Here is a 23,685-nt window from a genome sequence, read left to right on the forward strand (position 1 = left end):
TCAGCTAGTCGGCGGGGGTGCGGGCTGATCGGAATGCACTTCGTGCCAATGTAATTCGTCCTTGCGAACTTGTCGGTGCGTGCGTTGGAGCCATACCAGGCCGACGGTACCGACTACCAACCCGATGACCAGGCTGGCCACGCCCTCGAGGACGTGTTCGGTCGCAAGGGCACTCAGTCCGACAACGAGAGCAATCACTGCCATCGCAACGCCGACGATGCCGACTGAGTTTTCGCCGTTCTTCATCGCCTCGCCAGCGTGCTGGCGGGTGGTGCGGTAGTGGTCAACGGGGTCTGTGGGGTCGATGCCGGGGCGGTCCATGCTTTCGCCTCCTCGTGAGAACTGGTCTCAGCCAATGTCTTTGGCAGCGCGAACACGGGATGCGCGCCATCCTCCTGGTTGGCTACCCGATCGGCGAACCCCTAAACGAAGGGCAGCCACTGAGCAGGCGGCAACGCCGTGCTGCAAAAGCGGTAACCCCGTTCTCGCCCGGTCGAGGCCATATGTCATGCTCGGCTCCGGAGGTCGATATGGCGAAAACAGTGGTGATTGGAGCCTCGAGCGGGTTGGGGCGCTGCATTGGTGTCGGCTTGGCGCAACGTGGTGATCAGGTCGCGCTGCTCGCCCGGCGGCGCGAGCGCATCCAGACGGCGGCGCAGGAGGCGGGACCGGCAGCCGTGGCGATCGAATGCGACGTCACCGACCAGGCATCAGCCCGGTCCGGCATCGACGCTGCCGCCGACGCGCTTGGTGGCATCGACAATGTCGTGTACGCACCGGCAATCAGTCCGCTGGTTCCCCTGGTTGAGACCGATGCCGACACGTGGCGCCGCGTGTTCGACACCAACGTGATCGGTGCGTCCCTGGCGACAGCGGCGGCCATCCCGCATTTGACCGCGTCCGCCGGCAAGGTCGTCTATCTGTCCTCCGACGCAGGCACGTTTGGGCCGCCGTGGCCCGGTCTGGGTGCCTACGGCGTCAGCAAGGCCGCGTTGGAGCGCTTGGTTGAGGCGTGGCGGGCGGAACATCCCGACATCGGCTTCACCAACCTCGTCGTCGGTGAATGCGCAGGCGGCGAGGGGGAAGCGCAGACGGGGATGAACGTCGGATGGGATCGTGAACTCGCCATGCAGGCCTATCCGCTGTGGGTGTCCCGCGGTTGCATGCCGGGCAAGCTGATGCCGGTCGAAGACCTCGTCGACGTCGTGCACACGATTCTGCGTACTAACGCATCGACTTCGATGCCGGTGGTTGTCGCGCGGGGTGCACCAGCCGCCGCAGGAGCGGTGTTGCAAAACGGTCGTCGGGCTTAACTGCCTGGTCCGGCCACGAAGCAACGCCCGGTGCTGGTATCGAACAGCACTTCGGCGACCGCGGATTGATTGATCGTCGCAAACTCGAACCGGTGAACCTGTTGGCCGGCTTCGATATTCGTGTCCTGCGACTCGGTGCTGCCGTCCTTCTTGCGCACCACCGCGGTGACTTTGTCGGGCTTGGCGATGTTCGCCGGGTCATGGAAGTACCAGACCTCGATACCGGAACCGCTGGATTGCCATCCGTCGGAGTAGAAGCACGGTGGATTGCCTTCGGCGTCCGGCGGTGCGGGTGGACATTGCGGTAGCCCGACGCAGGCGGGCGTGGTCGTTGTGGTGGACGGTGCGTTCTGCGGCGCGTTGGGCTCAGTTCCGTTGGCGGGGTTGGCCGTTACCAATGCCGCCCAACCCGCTGCGATTAGTGCTGCCAGTCCGATCATCTTTGCCATGTAAACCCTTTCACCGCGTGCCCGGACCTCAGCGTAGGAACCCAGCAACGGTTCTGTCCATGGGTCGCGGCCATTTGCTACAGGTTTCGCGGGTGAATGAAAATGCCCTCGGCAGACACCAGCACACCGCCTTCGCCGCTGATCTGCCCGAGGGCGAACGTCTTGACACCGTCGACTCTGTCCACCCAGGCGTCGGCGCGCAGGGGCTGATTCAACGGGGTCCGCTGGTGATAACGCAGGGTCAGCGTGCCCGTGTATGCGGGGCGTCCCGGTCGGTGTGCGGTCGCACCGAGTATGTGGTCGAGAATCAAGGCCGACACGCCTCCATGGACGTGGCCCATCGGCCCTTCGAACGCGGCACCGAGGTTGAACTCCGTCCAGACCGACCCGTCGTCTTCGTGATGAACGACGAGCGGGGGTGCCGACGGGTTGCGAACTCCGATAACGACGTTGCCCGACGCAATGCCCTGCCCGTCGTCGATGCCGCGTTCGCCGAATGTCCCCGGCATCAGCTCGGCGGTGAGTTCGGTTGTGACGCTGTCGATCTTGGCTGTGGCAGCGGCAATGACGTCGTGTCCCACCTCGGTGCGGATCGTCGCGTCGATCAAACGCCGCACCGACACCGCCAGCGACTCGTACACCGGCAACGAATCAGTCAACGACGCAAACGAATCCACCATGTTCGTCACACTAGAGCAGCAGTGGCCCGGGCGGCTGAGGTGGCATCGCGACAATCGGTGTCCCAACCAGCGGTCTGTTGCAATGGATGCGCAGAGCTGTGTTGTTAACCTGGCGAAATGGAGCAACCCAGTGAAAAGGTGAAGTCGGCTCTTGCCGCCACCAGCTGGGCGTTGCTGGGCATGATGTCCTACGAGGAGGAAGTCTCCGGCTACGACCTCAAGAAATGGATCGACTGGAGCGTCGATCTCTACTACTGGAGCCCGTCGTACAGCCAGATCTACACCGAGCTGAAGAAGCTGGAGAGCCTGGAGTTGGTGACGTCGCGCGTCGAGCGCGACGAGGGCACCCGTAGCCGCCGCCTCTACAAGATTACCCCCGCCGGAATGGCGGCCATCACCGACTGGACCAACAACGCGCCGTTGGATCCGCCGGTGCTCAAACACAGCATGCTGCTGCGGGTGACCTTCGGCCACCTCAGCAACCCGGCTCGGCTCAAGGAGTTGCTCCAAGAACACGTCGCCTACGCCGAGGCCAGATACCGCAAAGCGGTGGAGGACGCCGAGGGTGCCGAGGCGGAGCCCGCCTGGGCCTATTCGGTGATGGCGCTGCGCTGGGCGGCGAAGTACTACGCGGCCGAACGAGAGTTCGCGCTGGAATTGATGAAGGACATCGACGAAGCCGGTGCCATTATCGAAACTGCCGCCAAGGGCGGGTTCGGCAAGCCTCGGCCGACACCCGGTTACTGGCGCGAGATCGAGAAGCAGGTCGAAGCCAAGCGCGTCATCGACTGAAGTGATTGCGCCAGAACATCTTACGGGTCAATTTGTGTGGCCGACGTGTGCACGAGGCCCGGTTGACTACCTCATTGGTGAGACGCGTTATCAGCGAATCCTGTCGAGATAGGCCCGTCGCTGGGTGTCGTCGTAATGCCCAGGCGGTCGATTGCGGGTAACGATGCGTTTGGCGACCTGCAACATCCGCTCGGGTGCGGCTTCTTCCAGGATGCCTATCGGTGCCAGCCATGGAGGGACGGTCAGCTCGCATGCCGGCCGCCGAGCGGTGTCGGCGATGACGCGGCCCACCTGGGCAGGTTCCAAGGTGGGTTGCAGATCGAGCGAGACACCTGAGGTAAGTTCGGTTTTCACCGCGGCAGGCATGATTGTGGTCACTGTTACTGCGGTGTGTGCGATTTCAGCGCGCACCGCCTTCGACAGGGCGGCGACCGCGAATTTCGTCGCGCAGTACACGGCGATCCCGGGCGTAGTCACTTTTGCCGCCATCGAAGCAACATTGACGATGTGGCCGCAGTTCCGGGCCAGCATGTCAGGCAGGAAGACGTGCATGCCATTGATGACGCCCCCGAGGTTGACGGCCACCTCTCGGTGATGCCCTTCGAGGGGATCGTCGACGAATGTTCCTAGGCGCATAATCCCGGCGTTATTGACCAGCATTCGAATCGGGCCTTCTGCATTGGCGGCAGCCCAGAAGTTCTGAAAACTATCTGGCTGGGTGACGTCGAGATACATTGCCTCTGTGCCAATTTGAGCTGCGCAGCGTGCGGCCTCCGCCTCGTCGAGGTCACCGATCCATACCCGCGCGCCACGTCGGCTGAGTTCGGCCGCGGTCGCATGCCCGATGCCGCGAGCCGCTCCGGTGACGCAGACAACCGCACCGTCGAGTTCGATCACGACTGCGCGCCCTCATTCTCGAAGGGGCGCAGCGCAAAATATGCGATGGTGCGGATTTCACCGTTGTGCGTTGTCAACAACGCCCTACCGAGGTAGAGACCTGGCAACAGTTCGACGATCTCGTCGCGGATTCGTTTGATCGGGAACGTACGCACACTGGGGTTTCGGTACTCCTCGACGCCGTAATCCAGCGCGATCACCGGGATCATCGGCGCGACCAGACCGACATCGGCGCCGTAACGGAAGTCGAAGCCGATCATTTCGGGACCGACCCGACGCAATCCACGGTACATCGGCGCGATCACCCGCATCGCGTAGCGCGCCAACGGGATCAGTCGGTTGAACCCGGTGCCTCGCTCGGCCTTGAAAGTCTTGCCTCGCCAAGTTGGGTTGATGGCAAGTAGTGGATTCGCCAAAGCTGCCTCAGGCACATTGAAGAGCTTCCCGACTATCAGGCCCTCGTGAGGCCCGTCGAGCCGATCGGGCTGTGTTCCGGCGGCGAATAGTTCGGCGACCTGGCTGCGGCGGTCGGCATCGCCCAGTTCGCGTAGATACCGCCATCCTTCAAGGCGTGCCCGTCCCGGCGCGGTCTCGGCAAGCTTCCGCAGTTCATTCAACGTCGGCTGATCAGTTGGCGTGGTGTCGAGCTGTGGTTGCGCCGGCGCGGTAGCGCGAGCAGCAGTGGGTAGCAGTGGCATGGATGGGAACCCTTTCGGCCGTTGGTTAATCTGGTACCAAACTGTGCCAAATTGGAAGGGCGGGTGTCAACATCGCGTCCCTGCGGTACGGACAGGGGGTGAATGCCACGATGGACTGCATGAGTGCCCACTCCGTACGCAGCTACGGCGGCATCGGTGCCGACGACCGAATCCGTGCGCGAAAGGGCCAACTCATCGAGTCGGCGTTGGGAATCATGGCCGCCGATGAGTGGCGATCCGCGACCGTGACCAAGGTCTGCCAAGCGGCCGGTCTGAACAAACGGTACTTCTATGAGAGCTTCACCGACCTGGATTCGCTGGCTGCCGCTGTGGTTGAGAACACAGCCCGCCTAGTAGCTGAATCTGCGGTCAGCGCGTTCGGCGCGACAGCTGGGAAGCCACTGCAAGACAGGGCGTTTCGGAGTATCGACGCCGCAGTGCGTGCCCTCGTTGACGACCCCCGTCGCGCCCGTGTTCTGTTCGACGCCGTGTCGGCATCCCCGGCTGTTCTCGCGCATCGCGCACTGGTGGTCCAAGGACTCGCGCACATCCTCGTTACACATGCCCGCGAGATCCACGACGTCGAACTCGAAAAGGACTCCTTGGCTCGCGTCACGCCAGCCTTCCTCGTCGGCGGATCCGCTGAAGCGATCTTGGGCTGGCTCAACGGCACTGTCGACATCACCCTGGATGAGCTCATCGACGATCTGACCGCTCTGTGGCTCATCACTGGTGACGGCGCCGCAGACCACGCCCGCCAGCGGCTACACGGACCGGAGACGTCCACTTGATCAGGCCGGCTCCCGAGAAAGAACTCCCGGCGCGGCGGAGCGCAGCGTGCTGACACTATCGGCCCAAGTCAAGATTTCCCGCACGCAGGCGCCGAAGTTGCCGACCTGGCAGTGATTGGCGGCCTGATCGGCGGTGGTGAACACGCGGGTGGTCACCGAACGGGCGGCGGTCAGATTGCCGGCCTGGCGACCAAGCTGATGCAGCGGGACGTAGTGGTCGTCGGCGCCGGCGATGAGCAACGTGTCGGCGGTGACCTTGCCGGAGATGGCACGGGTGTTCAGTCGGCGGGCGAACTGTAGAAAGTCGAACGCCGACGAGGTACCGGTGACGTGCATGCCCTGCCAAATTCCCCATCGACTCACCGGGCGCCGGGCGGCGGCGAAACGTGCCGCCGCGTTGACGACCGGGCGGGCGCGCATCGCCAGCAGGCTACGCAGCAGTGGAGTGATGCCCGGTGCGATCTGGCCGCCAAGAACTTCGAGCATGTCGTCGAGGATGTCGAACGCAACAACGCGCTTGATTCGCGGTTCGAAGGCGGCCGCGCGGATCACCAGGCCACCGCCCAGCGAGATGCCGACGGCGGTGACGTCGTCGAGTCCGTAATGGTCAAGCACGGCCGACACCGGGCGCTCCCACTGGGAGGTCATCGTCAGGCCCGCCTCCTCTAGAGCACCGCCCTGGCCGGGACCCTCGAACGCGACCACCCGGTATCCGGCCGCCACAATGGCCGCCAGCATCGGCAGGAATTCCTCGATGTAGCTGTCGAATCCACCGAACAGCAGCATGGTCGGACCCTTCGGTGCACCTACGGGACGCAGATCATACGTTGGGAGCCAACCGTTTTGGAACGGAATGCGCTCCGGTGAGACCTCGTACAGGTCCCGCATCGTCTCGACGAACCTACGGCGGGTGGATGCCTTACGGGAATCGTTGGGCGCCATGAAGAACTCAGCGGCGCGGTCGTAGTAGGCGGCCGCCAAAGCGTCGTCGTCGCGCCGTGTTTGCTCGGCCAGGGCGAGAAAACCGTCGATCCACTCGGGGTAGCTATGTGCGGCGCCCGCGGTCCGTGCGATCGCCGGGTAAGCCTGCGGCCCAATCCATCCCAGGAAGCGATTGCACTGGAAGTTCAGGCTGCGGTCGGGATGAAAGTCGTGAAATCCCGACGCGGGGCCGTTGAGGGCGATGACGTGGGTTTCGGTACGCATGATCACTCCTATCGCAAGTCTTCTTGCGTTACGGTAGCGCGTCGTTCCGCCTATCGCAAGAGGTCTTGCGTTAGGGTGTGGTGATGGCGGAGAAGACCAAGACGCCGTCGCACCGGCGCGGCGAGGCGGTGCGTAAGGCGGTGTTTGACGCGACCGTCGCCGAAGTGGCCGAGCGCGGCGTCGATGCGGTCAGTGTCGGCAGCATCGCCGGCCGCGCCGGCGTACACGAGACCTCGATATACCGGCGATGGCGCACCCGCGGCGATCTGATTGTCGACGCGCTGCTCGCTCGCAGCGCCATTGAAATCCCGACGCCCGACACCGGTTCGGTGCGCGGCGACCTCATCGCGTTGGCGCAACTGGTGGTGGCTTACCTGTCGTCGCCGATCGGTGAAGCGCTGGTTCGGACGAGCGTGCTGACCGTCGAGGATCCCGCCCTGGCCGAATCGCGGATCAACTTCCTGGCCGGTCGGCTCGGTGCCACCCGGGCCATCATCGATCGGGCGATCGAACGAGGGGAACTTCCCGCCGACACCGACGCGCGACTGGCGCTGGAAATGCTGGTCGCGCCCATGCACGTGCGCTTGCTGCTTACCGGTGAGCCGCTGACCGAGACGCTGCCCGAGCGAGTTGCGGACATGCTGCTGGACGGGTTGCGCCGCTAAGCTCCTAAGCCTGCTGAGCCGCGTCCTGAGCAGCTATGTAGCCGTACACCAATCCCTGCGCGATCGTCGCGCCCGCGCCCGGATACGTGGCACCGAACGCGTTGGCGGCGGTATTGCCGATGGCGTACAGCCCAGGGATCGGGCTGCCGTCCTCGCGCAGCACCCGTGCCCGTTGATCGGCTTTGACTCCGCCGCAGGTGCCTAGGTCGCTGAGCGCCATTTTCACCGCGTAGAAGGGGGCTCTGGTCAAAGGCCGCAGATTAGGGTTCGGCTTGATCGTCGGATCCCCGTAGTAGCGGTCATATCCGCTGCGTCCCCGACCGAAATCGGGATCTTCACCCGCATAAGCGTTTTGGTTGAAGCGGTTCATGGTCTGAGTGAACTCAGCAACCGGCAGCCCGACTTTCGCGCCCAACTCGGCCAGAGTCTCGGCGCGGGCGGCGATTCCCTCGTCGTACCAGTTCTGCGGAATCTTCATCCGCGGAAACAGTTCGGCGCCGAAGACATAGCTGTTGCGGTACTGCTGGTCGAAGATGATCCACATCGCTTCGACGGGACGCCCGATTCGCTCCAGTTCAAGCACGCGCTGGCCAAACGACATGTAGTCGGAGGCCTCGTTGGTGAATCGCTGACCGTCCTGGTTCACGATCAGGCAGCCCGGCAAGGAACGCTCAGCCAGCATGACGGCCGGCGGCTTTCCGGGCAGCGGCGCGATCGCCGGGAACCACCACGCCTGGTCCATCAAGTCGATGCCGGCGCCCCGTTCCTGCGCCACCCGGATCCCGTCGCCGGTGTTGGTATCGGCACCCAGACTCAGATGCGTACCAAGCGATTCCGACTGAAACTTCCAGCGCATGTCCATGCTGTGGTCGAAGCCGCCAGTCGCCAACACGACCCCGCGGCGCGCGGTGATGGTGACTTCGCGGCCACCATGATTCACCACCGCTGCGGTGACGCGGTCGCCGTCGGCATCGAGGTGCAGCAGTGTGGTGTCGGTCCATATCGGGATGCCGGCGCGCAGCACGCCGGCGAACAGGCCGGCCATTAGGCCCTGCCCTCCCGCCGCGTAACGCCGGCCCACCAGCAGGCCGCCGAAGCCCTGGGCGATGCGCTTGGCGAACGTGGGGATTCCCTTGCGCGGCACCCGGGTCACCAGATTCATCCAGCGGTAGTCCGCGCCCGTCGTAGGAATCGCAAACCCGGCCTCCAAGATGCCAGGTCGCAGTCGGGACCGGTATTGGCCGAGGACCGACGTGTTGAAGGGGTAACACTCGCAGGTGCGGCCGGCCACACTGCCGCCCGGCTCCTCCGGGTGGTAATCGGAATACTCCCGCGCCCAGAACAGCCGCAATGGCGTGGTCCGGCGGAGCATAGTGACCGTCGCGGACAGGTGCTGCAGAAAGCCGGTCGATCGCTGCGCGGGTGCGGATCCCGCGACCAGCGCATCCAAGTAGGTGGCGGCTTTCGACGTCGAATCGCCCGCCCCGGCTTCGTTCAAAACCGGGCTGCCGGGCAGCCACAGGGCACCGCCCGAGCGGGCGGTCGAACCCCCGACGTACGACGACTTCTCCACGATCAGCACCGACAACCCGAGCTCCCGGGCGGCCAGCGCCGCGGCCATCCCGGTACCGGAGCCGACCACCAGCAGGTCGACGGTGGTGTCGTCGACCGAGAGGCCGTCGGGGATCGTCGTACTGTGCGCGCTCACAACTGGGAACGGTAGGCGGCCCCGGCAAGGCTGCGGAAGAGTTCTCCTGGTCAGTGGAACAGATGATCCCCAATGCCCGGCGTAGAGGCGTTCAATGAATCGTATGAAGTCGCAACCCGACGAAATTCGGTTCATCGAAGCCCAGGCCGCGCCGACGCGGTACGGCCGCGGTTGGCATTGCCTAGGTCTGGTCAATGATTTCGGGGACGGCAATCCGCACGGGATCAATGCCTTCGGTCAGAAACTCGTCGTCTTCCGCGGCGGCGACGGCAAAATCAACGTCCTCGACGGGTACTGCCGTCATATGGGCGGGGACCTGTCCCAGGGCCAGGTCAAGGGCAATGAGATCGCCTGCCCATTCCATGACTGGCGCTGGGGCGGCGACGGGCGTTGCAAGCAAGTGCCGTATGCCAAACGCACGCCCAGGTTGGCCCGCACCGCAACGTGGACCACGTTGGAACAGGACGGCATGTTGTTCGTGTGGAACGACCCCGAGGGCAAACCGCCACCGTCGGAGGTCACCATCCCGCGCATCGAGGGTGCCACCAGCGACGAGTGGACCGACTGGCACTGGTACACCACGGTCGTCGGCAGCAACTGCCGCGAGATCATCGACAACGTGGTGGACATGGCGCACTTCTTCTACATCCACGGCTCGTTGCCGACCTATTTCAAGAACATCTTCGAAGGGCACGTGGCCACCCAGTACATGAACGGCGAGGGCCGGCCCGATATGGGCGGCGAGGGCGCTCGGATGCTGGGAACCACGTCGGTGGCGTCCTACTTCGGGCCGTCTTTCATGATCGATGACCTGACCTATCACTACGAAGAGGGCGACCAGCAGACGATTCTGATCAACTGCCACTATCCGATCGACGCGAATTCCTTTGTGCTGCAATATGGCATCATCGTCAAGAAGTCGGAGACCCTGCCCGCCGACGCCGCCATGCAGACCGCCATCACCCTGGGCGATTACGTCAAGATGGGATTCGAACAGGACGTCGAGATCTGGCGGCATAAGACGCGCATCGACAATCCGCTCCTGGTCGAGGAGGACGGTCCGGTTTATCAACTGCGTCGCTGGTATCAACAGTTCTATGTCGATGCCGCTGATGTGCAGCCAGACATGGTGGACCGCTTCGAGTTTGAGCTCGACACCACGCGGCCCTACGAGGCGTGGATGAAGGAGATCGAGGCGAACATCGCCGCCAAGGCGAGTGCGGTGTGACTGTGCTCTCGCAGCGGGTCGCGCCCAAGGTTGAACCCGTCTGGGCCGACAACCGCCTCGACGACATGCCTATGGCACCCGTCGAGTGCCGTAGTTGCGGCGCAAGCGTATTGGCCCGCAAGAGTAGCTGGAACCAGACCAGTGTGCAGTGGAACGCCGACGCATCCGCGCTATGCGACGAACGCCGGGACGCCGACCAGATCTCTGGCCACCACCGGCGTCCGTTCCTGGTGTGTTCGGCATTGCGGGAGTCGATCGAAACCGCGGTCGCGGCCGGGGAACTGACGATCGTCGACGCCCCGTCCTAGTGTGGCCACTATGAGTGAGCGAGTGGCGGTAGTGACCGGGGCCAGTCGCGGTGCCGGACTGGGCATCGCGAGCGCGTTGAGCGCGCAGGGCTGGCGGGTTTATGCGACCGGGCGCACCATCACCGACGCACCGCCGGGAGGGGTCGCGGTCCCGGTCGACCACCACGACGACGACGCCGTCGGCGAATTGTTCGAGCTGGTGCGCTCCGAGGAGGGCCGGCTGGATCTGTTGGTCAACAACGCCGCGGTCATCTCCGACGAGCTGGTCAGCCCAAAGCCGTTCTGGGAGAAGCCGCTTGGCCTGGCCGATGTACTGGATGTCGGGCTGCGGTCGTCCTACGTGGCGTCCTGGTATGCCGCGCCGCTGCTGGTCGCTTCGGGTCGCGGGTTGATCGCCTTCACCTCGTCGCCGGGATCGGTCTGCTACATGCACGGCCCGGCGTATGGGGCGCAGAAGGCCGGGGTGGACAAGATGGCCGCCGACATGGCGGTCGACTTCCGGGACAGTGGCGTCTCGACGGTGTCGATCTGGATGGGCATCCTGCTCACCGAAAAGCTGCGTGGCGCCTTCGCCGGAAACCCCAAAGCCCTCGCCAAGACCGCTGAGCACGCCGAAACCCCGGAATTCACCGGCCATTTGATCGACGCGCTCTACAACGACCCCGGCCTCGCCGGTCTGAGTGGGCAGGCGGTCATCGGTGCGGAACTGGCCGAGCGCTACGGCGTCACCGACGAGAACGGGCGGCGCCCACCGTCGCACCGCCACTTGGGCACGCCACGGGAACCAAGTTCGGTAGTCATCAAGTAGCGACTAGCCATTGAAGACTTCAAGCGGTCCGACATGGGCGCGATTGGCCTTGATGCGTTCTGTCAGGCACCACGATCTATCGTCCCGGCGCCGCCAAGTGTCGCGGTATTCGCCGATGGTGTAGAACCGCGTGGACGGATCAGCCCTCGAATTGAGGTGCACATCACGGACATAGGAACGACTGACAGCGGTGTCTCCCGTGACGTCCACGATGACGTTGCCCAACAGATGCTGGGTGGGCCCACAGTGATCGAGGTACACGCGAACCGTTTCGATGATCGCCGCGCTTCCCACCAGACGTCCCGTTCCTAAATCGCCTTCAGCATCTTCGGCAAGGATTTCGGACATTCCCGACCAGTCGCGATCATCCATCATGCGGGCAAACAGGTAGAGCGCACGTACTACGTCACGTTCGTCGTACAGGATCTGGATTGTGTCAACTGGCATGGTGGCGAGGTACTTTCACTGAGCAGGTCACGCGTGCGCGCCACCGTCGATGCGGATTTCGGTCCCCGTGATGAAGGCACCGTCGTCGGATGCGACCATGGCGATCACTGCGGCTACCGAACTCGGGTCACCCAGGATCTCACTGTCCTCTCCGTGCAACAACGGGGTCTGCTTAGCCCACAGTCCCAAGTCGTAGCCGTCGGGCATCTTGTCGAGGGTGCTCAGCGCCAGCGCGGTAGCGACCCCGCCCGGTTGAATATTGACGGCGCGCAAGCCGCGTTTGGCGTACTCGAGTGCCAGCGCATGCGTAAACGCCAACACGCCGCCCTTGCTCGCCGCGTACGCCGCCATGTAGGGATGCGCGAAAGACGCTGCGGTAGAGGTGAAATTGACCACCACCCCTCGACCCGAATCCAGCAAGGCCGGTAGCGCCTGTCGGGTCATCAGGAAGGTACCGGTCAAATTGACCGCCAAGGTCGTGTTCCAGTCATCGAGCGTGTGCTCGTGAGTATGGGCGCACCGTTGGATCGCCGCGGCGTTGATCAGCACCTCCAGTCCGCCTAGTTCGGCGATCGCCTCACCTACCGCGGCACTGACTTCGGCTTCGGACGACACGTCGAGGACCGCAGTTGTCAGTCGCATACCGGTACCGGCTTCGTCCGCTGATGCCGCCGTGCGGGCCAGGCCGTCTGCGGCAACGTCATAGCCGACGACAGAGGCGCCTTCGTCCAGTAGTCGAGCTACGGTTGCTTGTCCGATGCCGGATCCGGCTCCGGTGACAAGCACGCGCCGATCGGTGAACCGTTCCATTGTGCAATCCATTCGGTGTCACGTCAGTTGGAAGGCGCTGATGGGCGCCTCATCGGGATAGACGGCCGGCCCGCCGACGTCGTAGGCGGCGTTGAGGGCGGCGATAAAAGCCGGATCGTGCAGCGGCTCCCCAGGAATGTCCAGCTTCATGCCTCGACGGTTGACGTCGTCGACCATGATGTCGATCGCCTTCTCGACGGTCAGATCGCGAGTGCCGTCCATGTTCATTTTGAGTTCGTCGAGGTCGGAGAACACCTCGGCTGACCAGTGCACCAGGAAGCGAAGTTCGTCGGTGCGGTGGCGGGCGATGACCTCGTCTCCGTTGTTGAGCAGCCACCCGTCACGGTCGTCGGGGTCGCCGGCAAACGTGGTGCCGAACGCCAGACCGACCGGAATCTGCTGTGCCAGTGGCCCATTTGCTTCTCCGCGATGCACCATCATTTCGTTCTGCACCACCACACCGCGGTTGTAAATCGGTGGGATCACCCGCTTGGGTGGCCTCAGCGGTCCCTCGGGCCAATACGTGAATCCACTGCCGCCGTCCAACGAGAACCAGGTGATGACCTGAGCCATCTTGATCAGGTAGTCACGGAAGAGGCCGGACTTGCCCATCACGCTGGTCAGCCAGGTCGGTGCGTTCTCGTGGCGCACGCCGCGGAAGCTGGGCGAATCCAAATGTCCCGGGTCGCGATTGGCGCACGGCCCGTTGATGTTGAACAGCATCAGTTCTGGTTTGGCGTATTCGGCGTTCCAATAGCCCTTCGCCAACCCCAGGAAGCGCTCGTTGTAGAAGCAGTCGTGCAGCTGTGGGTAGAGCACTGCACCATAGTTCGCCAGGTAGCCGCGAAAGGTCGGCGTGAGAAACAGATCCAGCGACGGCGTGAACCCTTCGGGGAAAAGGCCACTCATGGTCGCGATCAGCTCGTCGGCGGAAGCGAAGTGCTGGGCGATGATCAGGCTCCACGGGCCTTCGTTGTGAACCACGTCAAGAAGCCGTCGAAGTTGATCGTCGGAATAGACGTCGTCGATCTCGCGGGGTGGCGCGGCTGGCCGCAGTACGTCGGAAAGCTCGATTCGTCGCTCCTGGGTGAGCATCAGCTGTCTCCTTCTGCAGTGTGCGAATTCTGAGTCTGAGCAATGGCGTCGAGTCCCGGAGACGTGTTGTCCGGTGACCGGGACGTTAGAAGCCGAGCGGATGCGTGAACTTAGCTCGCAGCAGACCGCCGATCTCTGCGATCGCCAATCGGCCGCGCGCGGTCGCATCGGATCGCATCAGAAATCCGTGATACATCCCGGGATAGCGGGTGAGGGTGGTTTGGACTCCGGCCTCAGCAAGGCGGGCCGCATACCGCTCGCCCCAGTCGCGGATCGGGTCGCAACCTGCGGTCACCACGATGGCGGGCGGTAGGTCCGCCAAATTCGTTGCGAAGGCAGGCACCAGATAGGGATCCCGCGGCGTGCCGCCTGCGCCGTCGGCCAGAGCATGCAGATAGTCGATGTCGTCGCGGCTGAGCATCGGTGCATCGGCAAGCAAAGTGACCGACGGCGCGGTCATATCGCGATCGAGGCCCGGGTAGAGCAATACCTGCGCGCAGATAGCTGGTCCGCCTCGATCGCGGGCGGCCAGCGCGACCCCGGCCGCAAGCGACCCTCCCGCGCTGTCGCCGACCACCGCCAGTCGGCCGGCATCGACGCTTAGGTCCGCGGCCATTTGGGACACCCACTCGGTGGCTGCGTAGGCGTCGTCGAATTGCGCGGGCGGCGGCGACTCGGGAGCCAGTCGGTAGTCGACGGCGACAACGGTTGCACCGGACGCTGATGCCAGCGCGCGGGCCAGTGGTTCGAACGAATGGTTACTGCCCAGGACCAGCCCGCCCCCATGCAGGTACACCAGCACCGGTTGCGCGGAATCGTTGGTAGGGCGGTAGATCCGCACCCCGACAGCTGCCGGAATGACGAAGTCGGTGATATCGGCCATCTGCGGCATGTCGGCGGGCAACGGGGCCGATTCGATCGCAGCCCGCACCGCTGCCAGGCCGCGTTGCCGCATCCCCGGGATTGCGCCGAACGACGCGAGCCGTGCCGCGGCGTCCGGATCCAGGGTGGGCTTCATCGCTTCAGCGACGGAACGCGTTGCGTCGCGAGGGTATCGGCGCGCTGCCGCATTGCCGTCAGCACGGATTCCTGCGTCACGAGATAGAACTGCCCAGCTGCCGCCTGCTCGAACAGTGTCGCAGCGGCCGCCAACGGGTCGATTGCCGCGGCTTTGACATTCAGCATGGCTGCCCGCTGGGTTTCGGCTGCCGCGACGTCCCCGATGGAGTCGACCCCGCCGGCTGACTCGAAGATGTCGGACACCACCGCGCCCGGCAGCACTGCCTGCACATGAATGTGGTTGCCGTGTCCGGCCTTCTCCACATCCAGACGCAGGCATTCGGTCATCGCGAGCACCGCGTGCTTGCTCATGATGTAGGGCGTCTGCAACGGAATGGCCACCACCGCGCCGACCGACGACAGGTTCCACACCCAGGCCTGCTCGTCTGTAGCCATCATCTTGGGCAGGAACGCCTTGACGCCGTGGAAGACTCCGCTGATGTTGACGTCGACGACGCGCTGCCAATTGGGAAGAGGCGTGTCCCAGAGATAGCCGAATTGTTCGACTCCGGCGTTGTTCACCAACAGCCGTACCGATCCCTGATCGCGAAATACCCGATCGGCCAGTTCCTGCACGGCGGCGGGGTCACGTACATCGCACCTCACCGCCGTGGCCCGACCTCCGCCCGCGACGATTTCGTCGCACAGTGCCGCGATCGCGTCGGTATTGATGTCGGCCAACACAACGGTCATTCCCAACGAACTCGCATGGCGCGCAAGCCCTGCGCCAATGCCGGCGCCCGCGCCGGTAATGACGGCTACGCCGCCCGAGAACGTTTCGAGGGCGTTAATCACGATCCGGCGGTAGTCGCTGCGTGCATCCCGGACAATGGCACCGAGTTGGTGGTGTCGAGCGTGACGTCCATCTCGGTGAACTCCAATCCGTTCGCGCCGCCGCGGCGCACGCAGACCTCGACGACGCCGCTGGACACCGCGAACGGCACAAAGTTCGCAGTCTGGTTGACGAGGATGTAGAACCGCGCGCGGGTGATGTCACCGCTGGCGTCGATGCGGTGCAGGTTGGTGGTGTGGTGACGCAACGGGTAGGGGCTCTGCTCACGATGCTCGGACAGCCACTGCATAACCGAGTCCCGGCCCTGCAATTCAGGTGACATCAATTCCTCGAAAGGGCTTGCACCACTGTCGCTTCTACTCACGTAACGGATGTCTTCGGCGTAGCGTGACGCCAGTTCCTCGTAGTGCGCCTCGTCGTAGTGGTACCAGAAACCGGCGATGAACTCTTGTAGTTCCGGCAGCGTGATGTCGTTGCTCATGGCACGCAGTCAACTCCGGTACGACCCAAGCGAGAGCGGGGTTGCCCGGTCAGTGGGACGCGGAGAGGTCAGTGCGCGCGAACCGCTCCTGACCCCGCGCTCGCGCGATTTCGGAATGCGTGACTCGAACATAGGCGGTCGCAGCGGCTGGCCCGATCGGTGTCCCGCTGAGAGGAAAGCGCGATCGTCGCGGTGCGTCCGGGATTCAATACTGACGGTGTGACTTTCGTGACCACTGCCCGCGCGGGCCAGACCGCGGTGAATCCCGACGAACTTCGGGCAAATCTCCGCCGGGCCGACCCGGGCGTTCTGGTCGCCGTGCTGGCACAGCTCACCGGCGACTCAGCGGTGGTAGATACCTTCGGGCCCAAGATCTCCCACATTCCTGATCCACCCGAACGCGCCGGCGTCACTGACCCCGCCACCACCGATACGTTGGTCGAGGCGCTGATGGCCGCACTTGAATCTCCGTCGACCGCGCCGTTCGATGACGTCCAGCTGTTTCGGCGCGTGCTGCCGCTGGCGCTGGGCGGCCAGGTTGACGACGAGTTCGTTCCGCTGCTACTCGAACAGGGCGGTTTCCGGCTTTCCCGACCGACGCTGCGCACTTCGTCAATCCCTGAGACGACGACCGTGGCCATCATCGGTGCGGGACTCGCCGGCATCATCACCGCGCTGGCTGCCGCCGATGCCGATGTCCGTTATCAGATCTTCGACCGCAACGCCGAAGTCGGCGGAACCTGGCTGACGACCACCTACCCGGGCATCGGCGTGGATACCCCGTCGGCTTACTACTCGCTGTCGCGCGAGGTGAATCCGGAATGGACCAGCTATTACCCGCAGGGAGCCGAGTACCAGGCCTACCTGGTGGCACTGGCCGACAAGCACGGCCTACGTGCGCACACCCGATTCAACACAGAAGTCGAGGCCCTGCACTGGGACGACGAGCGCTCGCACTGGCGGATTCATTCGGTCAGTCCGGACGGCGGTCGGGACGTCAGTTACGCCCGCGTGGTCGTCACCGCCGCCGGCTACCTCAACCGCCCGCGCTGGCCAACGTTATCGGGCCGAGAGACGTTTCTGGGCAACAGTATTCATTCCGCCCATTGGGACACATCGCTCGACTTGACCGGTCGGCGGGTCGCGGTCATCGGGGCAGGGTGTACTGCGGTGCAGATCGTGGATGCCTGTGTCGATCAGGTCGAGCATCTGACCGTATTTCAACGGCAACCGCATTGGGTGGCTCCGCGCAGACGGCCGAGTGACGATGTTCCCGAGCACCGCCGATACCTCGGTCGCCATCTGCCGTACTACGCGAACTGGAATCGGCTCAAGTCCTACTGGGGCACCGCTGATAACAACTATCCGGTCATCCAGCGAGACCCAGAGTGGGCGAAGACTCATCTATCGATTTCTCCCGCCAACGACATACTGCTGCAGATGTGCCAGAGCTACATTGATCAAACATTCGGTCCGGGTACCGAATTGGCGAAGAAAGTCACCCCCGACTTCGCGCCGTACGGCAAGCGGATCATCCGTGATCCGGGTGGCTACTATGCGGCGCTGGCCCGCGATCACGTCGACGTCGAGGCCTGCGAACCCGCTGCGGTCAACGCGAATGGCATTGTCGCTCAAAACGGCAGGCAGATAGACGTCGATGTCATCATCTATGCCACCGGGTATCACCTCGACTTCTTGTCCACCATCGACATCCGCGGTCGCGAAGGGCGCACACTCGTCGACGAGTGGGGTGACAGCCCGACCGCTTACCGCGGTGGCACCGTGCCCGGATTCCCCAACCTCTTCATCCATTCGGCACCCAACTACAGTCCAGGTCACGGCGCCGGGGCCAACTTCTCCATGGAAGTGATGGCGCATTACATCATCGAGTGTCTGCAACTCATGGCAACGCGCGGCGCAAGCACCATCGAAGTGACCCGACAGGCACATGACGAATACGTATCCGGGATTGACGAAGCGATGGCCGGGACGGTGTGGTGCCACACCCCCAACGCGCACACCTACTATCGGTCCGGATCAGGCCGGGTAGTTGTGGCAACCCCGTATCGACTGGTCGACCTCTGGCATGAACACCGGGCTCCCGTCGAAGAGCACTTCGGGCTGCGATGACCGGGATACTGCTCGGCAGAACAGCTTTGGTGACCGGCAGCAGTCGGGGGATTGGTCGGGCGATTGCGCAGCGACTGGCTGCCGAGGGCGCCACGGTGGTGGTGACGGCGCGTTCGCATCTGGCTTCCTCGTCGAGGCGGGCGGATACGACGACCAGCCTGCCTGGAACTATCGGCGAGACCATCGCCCTGATTGAGGCGGCCGGCGGTCGAGCGGTCGGTGTGACGGCGGACTTGGAAGATTCCGCGCAGCGCGAGCGTTTGATCGACGAAGTGGTTGACCGCACCGGCCGCATCGATATCCTGGTCAACAATGCGGGTTTCGCCGATTACTCGGTGGTCGAGGGCATGTCGCTGGAGACCTTCGACCGGACGATCGAGCATTACCTGCGGACTCCGTTCGTGCTGACCAAAAACGCTGTGCCACATATGCGCAACCAAACCGCTGGCTGGATCGTCAACGTCGGATCAGTCACCGGGGTGGCGCCGGTACGGCCCTACCGCGAGTACAACAAGACAGCCGGCGACGTCGTGTACGCATCGTGCAAGGCCGCACTGCACCGTTTCACTCAAGGAGTGGCCGCTGAACTGTTGGACGGCAATATCGCGGTTAACGCTGTAGGTCCGTCCACGGCGGTGCGCACACCCGGTGCGGCGCAGCTGATTCCGGAGTCGTTTCCGACCGAACCGGTGGAGTATCTCGCCGAGACCGTGTTGGCGATGTGCCACCTACCCGCCGCCGAACGCACCGGATTGGTCGCATTCAGCCTGCACTATCCCTGGTCGCAGAAGTTGCCGGTGCATACGCTGGATGGGACCGCGGTGCTGACGCCGATGCCACCGCCCGCCACCGCCAACCCGAACGTCCTGCCCGCCGGCGAATAACGCGTCTGTTCAAGGCAGCGTGCAGAAGCTATGGCAGACACGTTCTCGAACAATGACTTCGGGGCATTCGGGGTCAAACCAGCGATCGACCACCGCCCAGTGAATCGGATGCATCAGATACGGGCCCATCAGCCCGTTGACGTCGGTGAATTCTTGCTCGAACACATGCGTCCACGCCGATGTCCCCAACGCTTCGTCGACTCGGCTGAGCTGCCAGGAAGTAATTGAGCGGATGTAGCGCGGCATCGCCTCGAGTTCTTTCTCGAAACGGGCGACGGTGTCGAGCGCAGTGCCGGGCGCTACTCGCAGCAGCAACGACCGATAGACACTGCCGGTCGTCGTTCCGGCGCGAACGGTAGTGCCTGAGTAGTTGGCGCCATTGATGCGTGAAATCGCGTCGTCGGCAAGCAATTCATTGAAAGACGTTCTTAGGCAGTGCCACTGATCTTCTGATTCGAACCGGAGGTGCATCAGAACATCGCCGCCGTTGCGCGAGCCCGGCTGTGTTGGCTGCACGATTGAGAAGGGCACACGGGTCGCGGCAGTGACCAAAGCGCCGATGATCCGCGCGCGATCAGCTTCTCGCACGTCCAGCAGCCGCGTGACGCTATACATCGCACAGATTGTCGACGTCGTGGGCGGCTGCGGCGAATGAGCGGGAGCGTTCCTGAACCAGTTCGTCTATGTATGACCACCATTCGGCCAGGCTCGGATCAGATCGGCTCTTCCATGTCATCTCCCACCATGCCCGGGCGTTCGGCAGTGTCCATGTGATTGTGATGGTGTTGGGCTGGTCGTCGAACCAGATCGGCGGGCTCACCAGCACTTCGCGCAACGTCATCCCACGCTCTCGCGCTCCCGGCGCATAGTCGGCGAGATAGGCGTCGACGAATCGCCTTGCACAGCCCGGTCGCGTCACCACGCGGTCGATCACGAACACTGCGGCGTCCGGCATGCGATGAACCTATTGCGCCGTTTCGCGGCAGTCGCGTCCCGCTCCCGGCCAGTGGGAAGCTCGCAGCATGCTGAGCAGGCTTACGTCGGGCAGTAGGTCGCTTCCGCGGTGTTCACCATGTCGCTGAGATGTGCCTCTGTCAGACCCTCGTGGCCGAGGACCGAGTGGGCATCCGAGGCAATCTGGTCCGGAGTCCAGCCACGCAAACGATTGATGCATATGTGCAACGCCAGCTTGACCATGTAGTCGTTGTGGTCCGGCGGCCAGGTGAACCCTTGGGCGTGCAGTTGAGCCAGATATGCGTCGTCAATCGGGTCAGCAGTTGCCTGCGCTGCGCTATTGGTCAGGGCGGCTAAACCAACCAACAAAGCAGCGCTGCATGCGGTTAGCCGGCGAGATAGTGACATTGGCAGTGAGTATGCGGGCCCAAAGCGGCAGCAAAATGAAGAGTGGGCAAAGCTGAACCGAATTCAGCCGGGCGCCCGCGTCGGTTATGGCAATCCATTGACTCCTTCAATGCCGAACAGCGCGCGGAGTGGACCATCCCCGTTATCCGGTGATCAGGCCCCACAGGCCGCCGGCACTCGCGTGCATGGCCGCGTCCGTCACCTGGTCGTCCCAGTACTGCATCGAACCGAACTCTGATCGCCAGGCGAGAGCGGCGCGGGTGAATTCGTGCAACCGGTGCTCCCGGGTAGTGCCGATCGCGCCGTGGATCTGGTGAGCGTTGCGCACCACCACCGTAGTTGCGTGACCCGCACATGAACGAGCCACGGCCACAAGGAAATCCAGCCCCGGCGCGGACCATCCGTAGGCGGTGGCGAAGTTCAGCGCGGCCTCGGTTGCCGCCCGAGCGAGTGCGGCCTCGCCGGCAACGTCGGATACCAGGTGCTGGACGGCCTGGAATTTCGCCAGTGGGCGGCCGAACTGGGTGCGCGACGCGACGTGTTCGACGCACAGTCCCAGTATTCGGTCCAGCGCGGCGCACACCTGGATGGATCGAACCAATCCCGACTTCAGTCGCAACTCGGTGACCACGGCCAAGGTCAGCGGGGCACCGTCGAGGTTGGCCAGGTCGGCGGTGACCGTGTCGCGCGGCTCGCCGATCAGGTTGGTGCCCGGGCTGATCGCGAGGGCCTCGGCCGCGACATCGGCAGCGCGGTATTGGCCGTCGGATCGCCAGACCACCACGATCCGGTCCGCGCCGGCGGCCCAGGGCACATCCGCGGCGTATCCCTGCTTATTGAGCATGCACACCGTGCGCACAGCGCGATCGGCAGTGATCCCGGCCGCCGCCAGCAGCCAGCACGCCAGTAAGTCATGCTCGGCCAACGGAATTCGCACTCCGTGGCTGGCGGCTGCGGCAAGCAGTTCGGCCGCCTCGGACCATCCGGCGCCACTGCCACCGTTCTGCTCTGGCCCGGTCAACCGGACCAGGCCGAGTTCGTCGAGGTGTTGCCACAGTTCTGGGTCTCGTGTGACGGATTCGCCGGTCGGATGCTTCTCGCGATAGTCGGCGAAGACCGCGTCCATCATGTCGATCAAGGCTTTGTCGACGTCGGGTCGGGCGCTCATCGCAGGCCCAATCCGCGCGCGATCACTCCGCGCAGCACCTCGTTGGTGCCACCACGCAGGGTAAAGCCCGGCCGCTGGTCGACGGCGGCCCGCACCAGCTCTGAGAACACGGCATCGGGGGAGTCCTGCAAGTGGGCGAACTCCGCGATGTCGCCTTCGGTGGTGGTGCCCAGCACCTTGACCACCGCGGCCGGCAGATCGGCAGGATCGTGGCGCTGAAGCGCTCCGGCGACTGCGGTGGACATTTGATGCAGCCCTGCGGTCCGCGCCACCAACCGCCCGAGTTCAGCGCTGCGGGGGATGGCATTGGCCGCCATCCGGTCGGCGCAGGCCGCCAGCAACATGAAGGTGGACAAGAACCGCTCCGGCCCGCTGCGTTCAAAGGCCAGCTCCGAGGTCACTTGTTGCCAGCCTTCGCCAATTTCGCCGAACACCATGTCATCCGGAACGAATGCGCCGTCCAGAATCACCTCGTTGAAATGGTGGGCGCCGTTCATCGAGATGACCGGGCGGATCTCGATGCCGTCGCCGCGCAGGTCGACGATGAACTGGCTCAGCCCGGCGTGGCGGTGCTGCGAATCCACCGCCGCGGTGCGGGCCAGGGCGATGAACGCCTCGGCAAGATGTGCTCCTGACGTCCAGAGCTTGGTGCCGGTCAGCGACCAACCGCCCTCGACGCGTTCGGCGCGGGTTCGCACGCTGGCCAGATCAGAGCCGGAGTCCGGCTCGCTCATGCCGATTGCGAAGAAGCACTCGCCGCGCACAATTCGTGGCAGGAACCGTTCTTTCTGCGTTTGGGTGCCGTACTTGAGCAGCGACGGCACGATCTGCCGGTCCGCGATCCAGTGAGCCCCGACCGGCGCTCCGGCGGCCAGTAATTCTTCGGTGACAACGAAGCGTTCCAAGAACGAACGGCCGTGACCGCCGTACTCGACCGGCACTGTCATGCCCAGCCAACCCCGCGCGGCGAGCGCCGCGGTGAAATCCTCGTCCCAGCGGGACAGCCACGAGTCGACGGTCGGGGTGAATGAACCCGCGGCGATCTGTTCGGCGACAAACATGCGAACCTCGGCGCGCAGTTCGGCCGTCTCGTCGTCTTCGACTCCCGCCGGCGGCACCAGCCTGGGCAGACCCACTAGCTTGTCTTCCACTTGGCAATGCGCTGCAGGTGCTCGCGGTCGTGGTGCGCGAGCGGTTGCATCGCCGCCGCCATGGCCAGCGTCGATTCCAGCGAACCGGTACGCGATTCCTGCAGCAGACGCTTGGCCATCCGCAGCGAGTGCGTCGGGTTCTTGACGATGCGCTCGGCCAGTGCGCGCGCCTCGGCGAGCAGGTCGTCGTGCGCCACCACGCGGCTGACCAGGCCCCATTCGAGTGCGGTCGCCGCGTCGACGCGATCGCCGGTCAGTGTCATCTCGGCCGCGCGTTCGTAGCCGATCGCGCGCTGCAAAAACCACGTTCCGCCGTCGCCGGGGATCAGCCCGAGTTGCACGAAGCTTTCGGCGAACGATGCCCGTTCGGAAGCAACTCTGATGTCACACATCATCGCCAGGTCGCATCCTGCGCCGATCGCGGCCCCGTTCACGGCGGCGATCAGCGGGACTTCGAGGCGACCCAATGCCCTTGGAATGCGCTGGATTCCGTCGACGTAGGCGAATCTCTGATCGATCGCGTCTAGGCCGAAAATGCTGGCGCCGTCGGCCATCTCCTTGACGTTGCCGCCGGCGGAGAAGATCTTGCCGGTCCCGGTGAGGATCACAGTGCGGATGCCGGTATCGGTGTTCGCGCCGTCGACGGCGTTCTCGAATGCGGCGATGACGTCCTTGCCGGTGATCGCGTTTCCGACGTCGGGCAGGTTGATCGTCCAGACCCGGATCGGTCCGGAACCGCTGATTTCCAGAGGTTTACTCATA

At 64.0% G+C, this 23,685-nt stretch carries 28 protein-coding genes; 9 read left to right on the forward strand and 19 right to left on the reverse strand.

Features of this window, described 5'->3' with window-relative positions:
• On the reverse strand, nucleotides 1-321 hold the full coding sequence (locus tag ACZY1I_RS16430) for a hypothetical protein (protein ID WP_463755494.1): 321 nt from the start codon (nucleotides 319-321) through the stop codon (nucleotides 1-3).
• Nucleotides 322-542: 221 nt separating this feature from the next.
• Between ACZY1I_RS16430 and ACZY1I_RS16435 the strand changes: the two genes are divergently transcribed.
• On the forward strand, nucleotides 543-1,313 hold the full coding sequence (locus tag ACZY1I_RS16435; RefSeq protein ID WP_463755749.1) for an SDR family oxidoreductase: 771 nt from the start codon (nucleotides 543-545) through the stop codon (nucleotides 1,311-1,313).
• On the opposite strand, the gene ACZY1I_RS16440 is transcribed toward ACZY1I_RS16435, so the two are convergent.
• Nucleotides 1,310-1,762, reverse strand: coding sequence for a hypothetical protein (locus tag ACZY1I_RS16440; RefSeq protein ID WP_463755495.1), 453 nt, complete (start codon nucleotides 1,760-1,762; stop codon nucleotides 1,310-1,312). The genes ACZY1I_RS16435 and ACZY1I_RS16440 overlap by 4 nt on opposite strands.
• Nucleotides 1,763-1,839: 77 nt before the next feature.
• Nucleotides 1,840-2,442: a PaaI family thioesterase gene (locus ACZY1I_RS16445; protein ID WP_463755496.1), complete on the reverse strand. Its 603-nt coding sequence runs from the start codon at nucleotides 2,440-2,442 to the stop codon at nucleotides 1,840-1,842.
• Nucleotides 2,443-2,559: 117 nt separating this feature from the next.
• On the opposite strand from ACZY1I_RS16445, the gene ACZY1I_RS16450 reads away from it, so the two are divergent.
• Entirely contained in the window at nucleotides 2,560-3,234 is a 675-nt protein-coding gene (locus ACZY1I_RS16450) for a helix-turn-helix transcriptional regulator (protein WP_463755497.1), read from the forward strand.
• A gap of 90 nt (nucleotides 3,235-3,324) precedes the next feature.
• On the opposite strand, the gene ACZY1I_RS16455 is transcribed toward ACZY1I_RS16450, so the two are convergent.
• Nucleotides 3,325-4,131 carry an SDR family oxidoreductase gene (locus tag ACZY1I_RS16455; RefSeq protein ID WP_463755498.1) on the reverse strand — a complete coding sequence of 269 codons (807 nt, stop codon included), beginning with the start codon at nucleotides 4,129-4,131 and terminating at the stop codon, nucleotides 3,325-3,327.
• Nucleotides 4,128-4,829, reverse strand: a complete 702-nt coding sequence (locus ACZY1I_RS16460; RefSeq protein WP_463755499.1) for a hypothetical protein — start codon at nucleotides 4,827-4,829, stop codon at nucleotides 4,128-4,130. The genes ACZY1I_RS16455 and ACZY1I_RS16460 overlap by 4 nt, the downstream gene beginning before the upstream one ends.
• 119 nt (nucleotides 4,830-4,948) lie before the next feature.
• Here ACZY1I_RS16460 and ACZY1I_RS16465 point away from each other — a divergent pair, with 119 nt between their 5' ends.
• On the forward strand, nucleotides 4,949-5,620 hold the full coding sequence (locus tag ACZY1I_RS16465; protein ID WP_463755500.1) for a TetR/AcrR family transcriptional regulator: 672 nt from the start codon (nucleotides 4,949-4,951) through the stop codon (nucleotides 5,618-5,620).
• Here the strand turns inward: ACZY1I_RS16465 and ACZY1I_RS16470 are convergent, their stop codons facing one another.
• A complete protein-coding gene (locus tag ACZY1I_RS16470) occupies nucleotides 5,621-6,826 on the reverse strand; it encodes an alpha/beta fold hydrolase (protein ID WP_463755501.1) in 1,206 nt (401 codons plus the stop codon).
• 83 nt (nucleotides 6,827-6,909) lie between these two features.
• Between ACZY1I_RS16470 and ACZY1I_RS16475 the strand changes: the two genes are divergently transcribed.
• Nucleotides 6,910-7,491 carry a TetR-like C-terminal domain-containing protein gene (locus tag ACZY1I_RS16475; RefSeq protein WP_463755502.1) on the forward strand — a complete coding sequence of 194 codons (582 nt, stop codon included), beginning with the start codon at nucleotides 6,910-6,912 and terminating at the stop codon, nucleotides 7,489-7,491.
• A 4-nt stretch (nucleotides 7,492-7,495) separates the two neighbouring features.
• Here the strand turns inward: ACZY1I_RS16475 and ACZY1I_RS16480 are convergent, their stop codons facing one another.
• On the reverse strand, nucleotides 7,496-9,199 hold the full coding sequence (locus tag ACZY1I_RS16480; protein ID WP_463755503.1) for a 3-ketosteroid-delta-1-dehydrogenase: 1,704 nt from the start codon (nucleotides 9,197-9,199) through the stop codon (nucleotides 7,496-7,498).
• Nucleotides 9,200-9,302: 103 nt separating this feature from the next.
• Between ACZY1I_RS16480 and ACZY1I_RS16485 the strand changes: the two genes are divergently transcribed.
• From ACZY1I_RS16485 to ACZY1I_RS16495, 3 genes are all read left to right on the forward strand, one after another.
• On the forward strand, nucleotides 9,303-10,427 hold the full coding sequence (locus ACZY1I_RS16485) for a Rieske 2Fe-2S domain-containing protein (RefSeq protein ID WP_463755504.1): 1,125 nt from the start codon (nucleotides 9,303-9,305) through the stop codon (nucleotides 10,425-10,427).
• 65 nt (nucleotides 10,428-10,492) lie between these two features.
• Entirely contained in the window at nucleotides 10,493-10,735 is a 243-nt protein-coding gene (locus tag ACZY1I_RS16490) for a ferredoxin (protein ID WP_463755750.1), read from the forward strand.
• A 10-nt stretch (nucleotides 10,736-10,745) separates the two neighbouring features.
• Nucleotides 10,746-11,543: an SDR family NAD(P)-dependent oxidoreductase gene (locus tag ACZY1I_RS16495; RefSeq protein ID WP_463755505.1), complete on the forward strand. Its 798-nt coding sequence runs from the start codon at nucleotides 10,746-10,748 to the stop codon at nucleotides 11,541-11,543.
• Nucleotides 11,544-11,546: 3 nt separating this feature from the next.
• On the opposite strand, the gene ACZY1I_RS16500 is transcribed toward ACZY1I_RS16495, so the two are convergent.
• The 6 genes from ACZY1I_RS16500 to ACZY1I_RS16525 form a co-directional block, all read right to left on the reverse strand.
• Nucleotides 11,547-11,990, reverse strand: a complete 444-nt coding sequence (locus tag ACZY1I_RS16500) for a nuclear transport factor 2 family protein (protein WP_463755506.1) — start codon at nucleotides 11,988-11,990, stop codon at nucleotides 11,547-11,549.
• Between the two features lie 27 nt (nucleotides 11,991-12,017).
• Nucleotides 12,018-12,800 (reverse strand): SDR family NAD(P)-dependent oxidoreductase, encoded by a 783-nt coding sequence (locus ACZY1I_RS16505; protein ID WP_463755507.1) that lies wholly within the window; start codon nucleotides 12,798-12,800, stop codon nucleotides 12,018-12,020.
• A gap of 18 nt (nucleotides 12,801-12,818) precedes the next feature.
• Nucleotides 12,819-13,895, reverse strand: coding sequence for a hypothetical protein (locus tag ACZY1I_RS16510; protein WP_463755508.1), 1,077 nt, complete (start codon nucleotides 13,893-13,895; stop codon nucleotides 12,819-12,821).
• Nucleotides 13,896-13,980: 85 nt separating this feature from the next.
• A complete protein-coding gene (locus ACZY1I_RS16515) occupies nucleotides 13,981-14,913 on the reverse strand; it encodes an alpha/beta hydrolase (protein ID WP_463755509.1) in 933 nt (310 codons plus the stop codon).
• Nucleotides 14,910-15,746, reverse strand: a complete 837-nt coding sequence (locus tag ACZY1I_RS16520; RefSeq protein WP_463755751.1) for an SDR family NAD(P)-dependent oxidoreductase — start codon at nucleotides 15,744-15,746, stop codon at nucleotides 14,910-14,912. Before ACZY1I_RS16520 ends, ACZY1I_RS16515 begins: the two co-directional genes overlap by 4 nt.
• A complete protein-coding gene (locus tag ACZY1I_RS16525; RefSeq protein ID WP_463755510.1) occupies nucleotides 15,746-16,228 on the reverse strand; it encodes a nuclear transport factor 2 family protein in 483 nt (160 codons plus the stop codon). Before ACZY1I_RS16525 ends, ACZY1I_RS16520 begins: the two co-directional genes overlap by 1 nt.
• A 219-nt stretch (nucleotides 16,229-16,447) precedes the next feature.
• On the opposite strand from ACZY1I_RS16525, the gene ACZY1I_RS16530 reads away from it, so the two are divergent.
• Both ACZY1I_RS16530 and ACZY1I_RS16535 read left to right on the forward strand, forming a co-directional pair.
• Nucleotides 16,448-18,358 (forward strand): flavin-containing monooxygenase, encoded by a 1,911-nt coding sequence (locus ACZY1I_RS16530; protein ID WP_463755511.1) that lies wholly within the window; start codon nucleotides 16,448-16,450, stop codon nucleotides 18,356-18,358.
• Nucleotides 18,355-19,242 (forward strand): SDR family NAD(P)-dependent oxidoreductase, encoded by an 888-nt coding sequence (locus ACZY1I_RS16535; protein ID WP_463755512.1) that lies wholly within the window; start codon nucleotides 18,355-18,357, stop codon nucleotides 19,240-19,242. The genes ACZY1I_RS16530 and ACZY1I_RS16535 overlap by 4 nt, the downstream gene beginning before the upstream one ends.
• Nucleotides 19,243-19,251: 9 nt before the next feature.
• Here ACZY1I_RS16535 and ACZY1I_RS16540 read toward each other — a convergent pair whose 3' ends face one another.
• The 6 genes from ACZY1I_RS16540 to ACZY1I_RS16565 form a co-directional block, all read right to left on the reverse strand.
• Nucleotides 19,252-19,857, reverse strand: a complete 606-nt coding sequence (locus tag ACZY1I_RS16540; protein ID WP_463755513.1) for a Dabb family protein — start codon at nucleotides 19,855-19,857, stop codon at nucleotides 19,252-19,254.
• Nucleotides 19,850-20,197 (reverse strand): hypothetical protein, encoded by a 348-nt coding sequence (locus ACZY1I_RS16545; RefSeq protein ID WP_463755514.1) that lies wholly within the window; start codon nucleotides 20,195-20,197, stop codon nucleotides 19,850-19,852. The genes ACZY1I_RS16540 and ACZY1I_RS16545 overlap by 8 nt, the downstream gene beginning before the upstream one ends.
• An 80-nt stretch (nucleotides 20,198-20,277) precedes the next feature.
• Nucleotides 20,278-20,604 (reverse strand): DUF732 domain-containing protein, encoded by a 327-nt coding sequence (locus ACZY1I_RS16550; protein WP_463755515.1) that lies wholly within the window; start codon nucleotides 20,602-20,604, stop codon nucleotides 20,278-20,280.
• 142 nt (nucleotides 20,605-20,746) lie between these two features.
• Complete coding sequence (locus ACZY1I_RS16555) at nucleotides 20,747-21,772, reverse strand: acyl-CoA dehydrogenase family protein (protein ID WP_463755516.1); 1,026 nt, start codon at nucleotides 21,770-21,772, stop codon at nucleotides 20,747-20,749.
• The gene (locus tag ACZY1I_RS16560; RefSeq protein ID WP_463755752.1) at nucleotides 21,769-22,908 is read right to left on the reverse strand and encodes an acyl-CoA dehydrogenase family protein; all 1,140 of its coding nucleotides are present in this window, start codon (nucleotides 22,906-22,908) and stop codon (nucleotides 21,769-21,771) included. Before ACZY1I_RS16560 ends, ACZY1I_RS16555 begins: the two co-directional genes overlap by 4 nt.
• Nucleotides 22,908-23,684 carry a crotonase/enoyl-CoA hydratase family protein gene (locus ACZY1I_RS16565; protein ID WP_463755517.1) on the reverse strand — a complete coding sequence of 259 codons (777 nt, stop codon included), beginning with the start codon at nucleotides 23,682-23,684 and terminating at the stop codon, nucleotides 22,908-22,910. The genes ACZY1I_RS16560 and ACZY1I_RS16565 overlap by 1 nt, the downstream gene beginning before the upstream one ends.
• Nucleotide 23,685: the final 1 nt, after the last annotated feature.

It is taken from the genome of Mycobacterium sp. IDUB_37 (assembly GCF_055419245.1).

Bases quoted from the DNA above. Each gene is read 5' to 3' on its own strand.
- ACZY1I_RS16440 (WP_463755495.1), bottom strand. From the start codon at position 1,762: ATGGCAAAGATGATCGGACTGGCAGCACTAATCGCAGCGGGTTGGGCG.
- ACZY1I_RS16450 (WP_463755497.1), top strand. From the start codon at position 2,560: ATGGAGCAACCCAGTGAAAAGGTGAAGTCGGCTCTTGCCGCCACCAGC.
- ACZY1I_RS16475 (WP_463755502.1), top strand. From the start codon at position 6,910: ATGGCGGAGAAGACCAAGACGCCGTCGCACCGGCGCGGCGAGGCGGTG.
- ACZY1I_RS16565 (WP_463755517.1), bottom strand. From the start codon at position 23,684: ATGAGTAAACCTCTGGAAATCAGCGGTTCCGGACCGATCCGGGTCTGG.
- ACZY1I_RS16550 (WP_463755515.1), bottom strand. From the start codon at position 20,604: ATGTCACTATCTCGCCGGCTAACCGCATGCAGCGCTGCTTTGTTGGTT.
- ACZY1I_RS16465 (WP_463755500.1), top strand. From the start codon at position 4,949: ATGAGTGCCCACTCCGTACGCAGCTACGGCGGCATCGGTGCCGACGAC.
- ACZY1I_RS16545 (WP_463755514.1), bottom strand. From the start codon at position 20,197: ATGCCGGACGCCGCAGTGTTCGTGATCGACCGCGTGGTGACGCGACCG.
- ACZY1I_RS16510 (WP_463755508.1), bottom strand. From the start codon at position 13,895: ATGCTCACCCAGGAGCGACGAATCGAGCTTTCCGACGTACTGCGGCCA.
- ACZY1I_RS16485 (WP_463755504.1), top strand. From the start codon at position 9,303: ATGAAGTCGCAACCCGACGAAATTCGGTTCATCGAAGCCCAGGCCGCG.
- ACZY1I_RS16555 (WP_463755516.1), bottom strand. From the start codon at position 21,772: ATGAGCGCCCGACCCGACGTCGACAAAGCCTTGATCGACATGATGGAC.
- ACZY1I_RS16535 (WP_463755512.1), top strand. From the start codon at position 18,355: ATGACCGGGATACTGCTCGGCAGAACAGCTTTGGTGACCGGCAGCAGT.
- ACZY1I_RS16445 (WP_463755496.1), bottom strand. From the start codon at position 2,442: ATGGTGGATTCGTTTGCGTCGTTGACTGATTCGTTGCCGGTGTACGAG.
- ACZY1I_RS16515 (WP_463755509.1), bottom strand. From the start codon at position 14,913: ATGAAGCCCACCCTGGATCCGGACGCCGCGGCACGGCTCGCGTCGTTC.
- ACZY1I_RS16540 (WP_463755513.1), bottom strand. From the start codon at position 19,857: ATGTATAGCGTCACGCGGCTGCTGGACGTGCGAGAAGCTGATCGCGCG.
- ACZY1I_RS16430 (WP_463755494.1), bottom strand. From the start codon at position 321: ATGGACCGCCCCGGCATCGACCCCACAGACCCCGTTGACCACTACCGC.
- ACZY1I_RS16505 (WP_463755507.1), bottom strand. From the start codon at position 12,800: ATGGAACGGTTCACCGATCGGCGCGTGCTTGTCACCGGAGCCGGATCC.
- ACZY1I_RS16495 (WP_463755505.1), top strand. From the start codon at position 10,746: ATGAGTGAGCGAGTGGCGGTAGTGACCGGGGCCAGTCGCGGTGCCGGA.
- ACZY1I_RS16490 (WP_463755750.1), top strand. From the start codon at position 10,493: ATGCCTATGGCACCCGTCGAGTGCCGTAGTTGCGGCGCAAGCGTATTG.
- ACZY1I_RS16525 (WP_463755510.1), bottom strand. From the start codon at position 16,228: ATGAGCAACGACATCACGCTGCCGGAACTACAAGAGTTCATCGCCGGT.
- ACZY1I_RS16470 (WP_463755501.1), bottom strand. From the start codon at position 6,826: ATGCGTACCGAAACCCACGTCATCGCCCTCAACGGCCCCGCGTCGGGA.
- ACZY1I_RS16500 (WP_463755506.1), bottom strand. From the start codon at position 11,990: ATGCCAGTTGACACAATCCAGATCCTGTACGACGAACGTGACGTAGTA.
- ACZY1I_RS16460 (WP_463755499.1), bottom strand. From the start codon at position 4,829: ATGCCACTGCTACCCACTGCTGCTCGCGCTACCGCGCCGGCGCAACCA.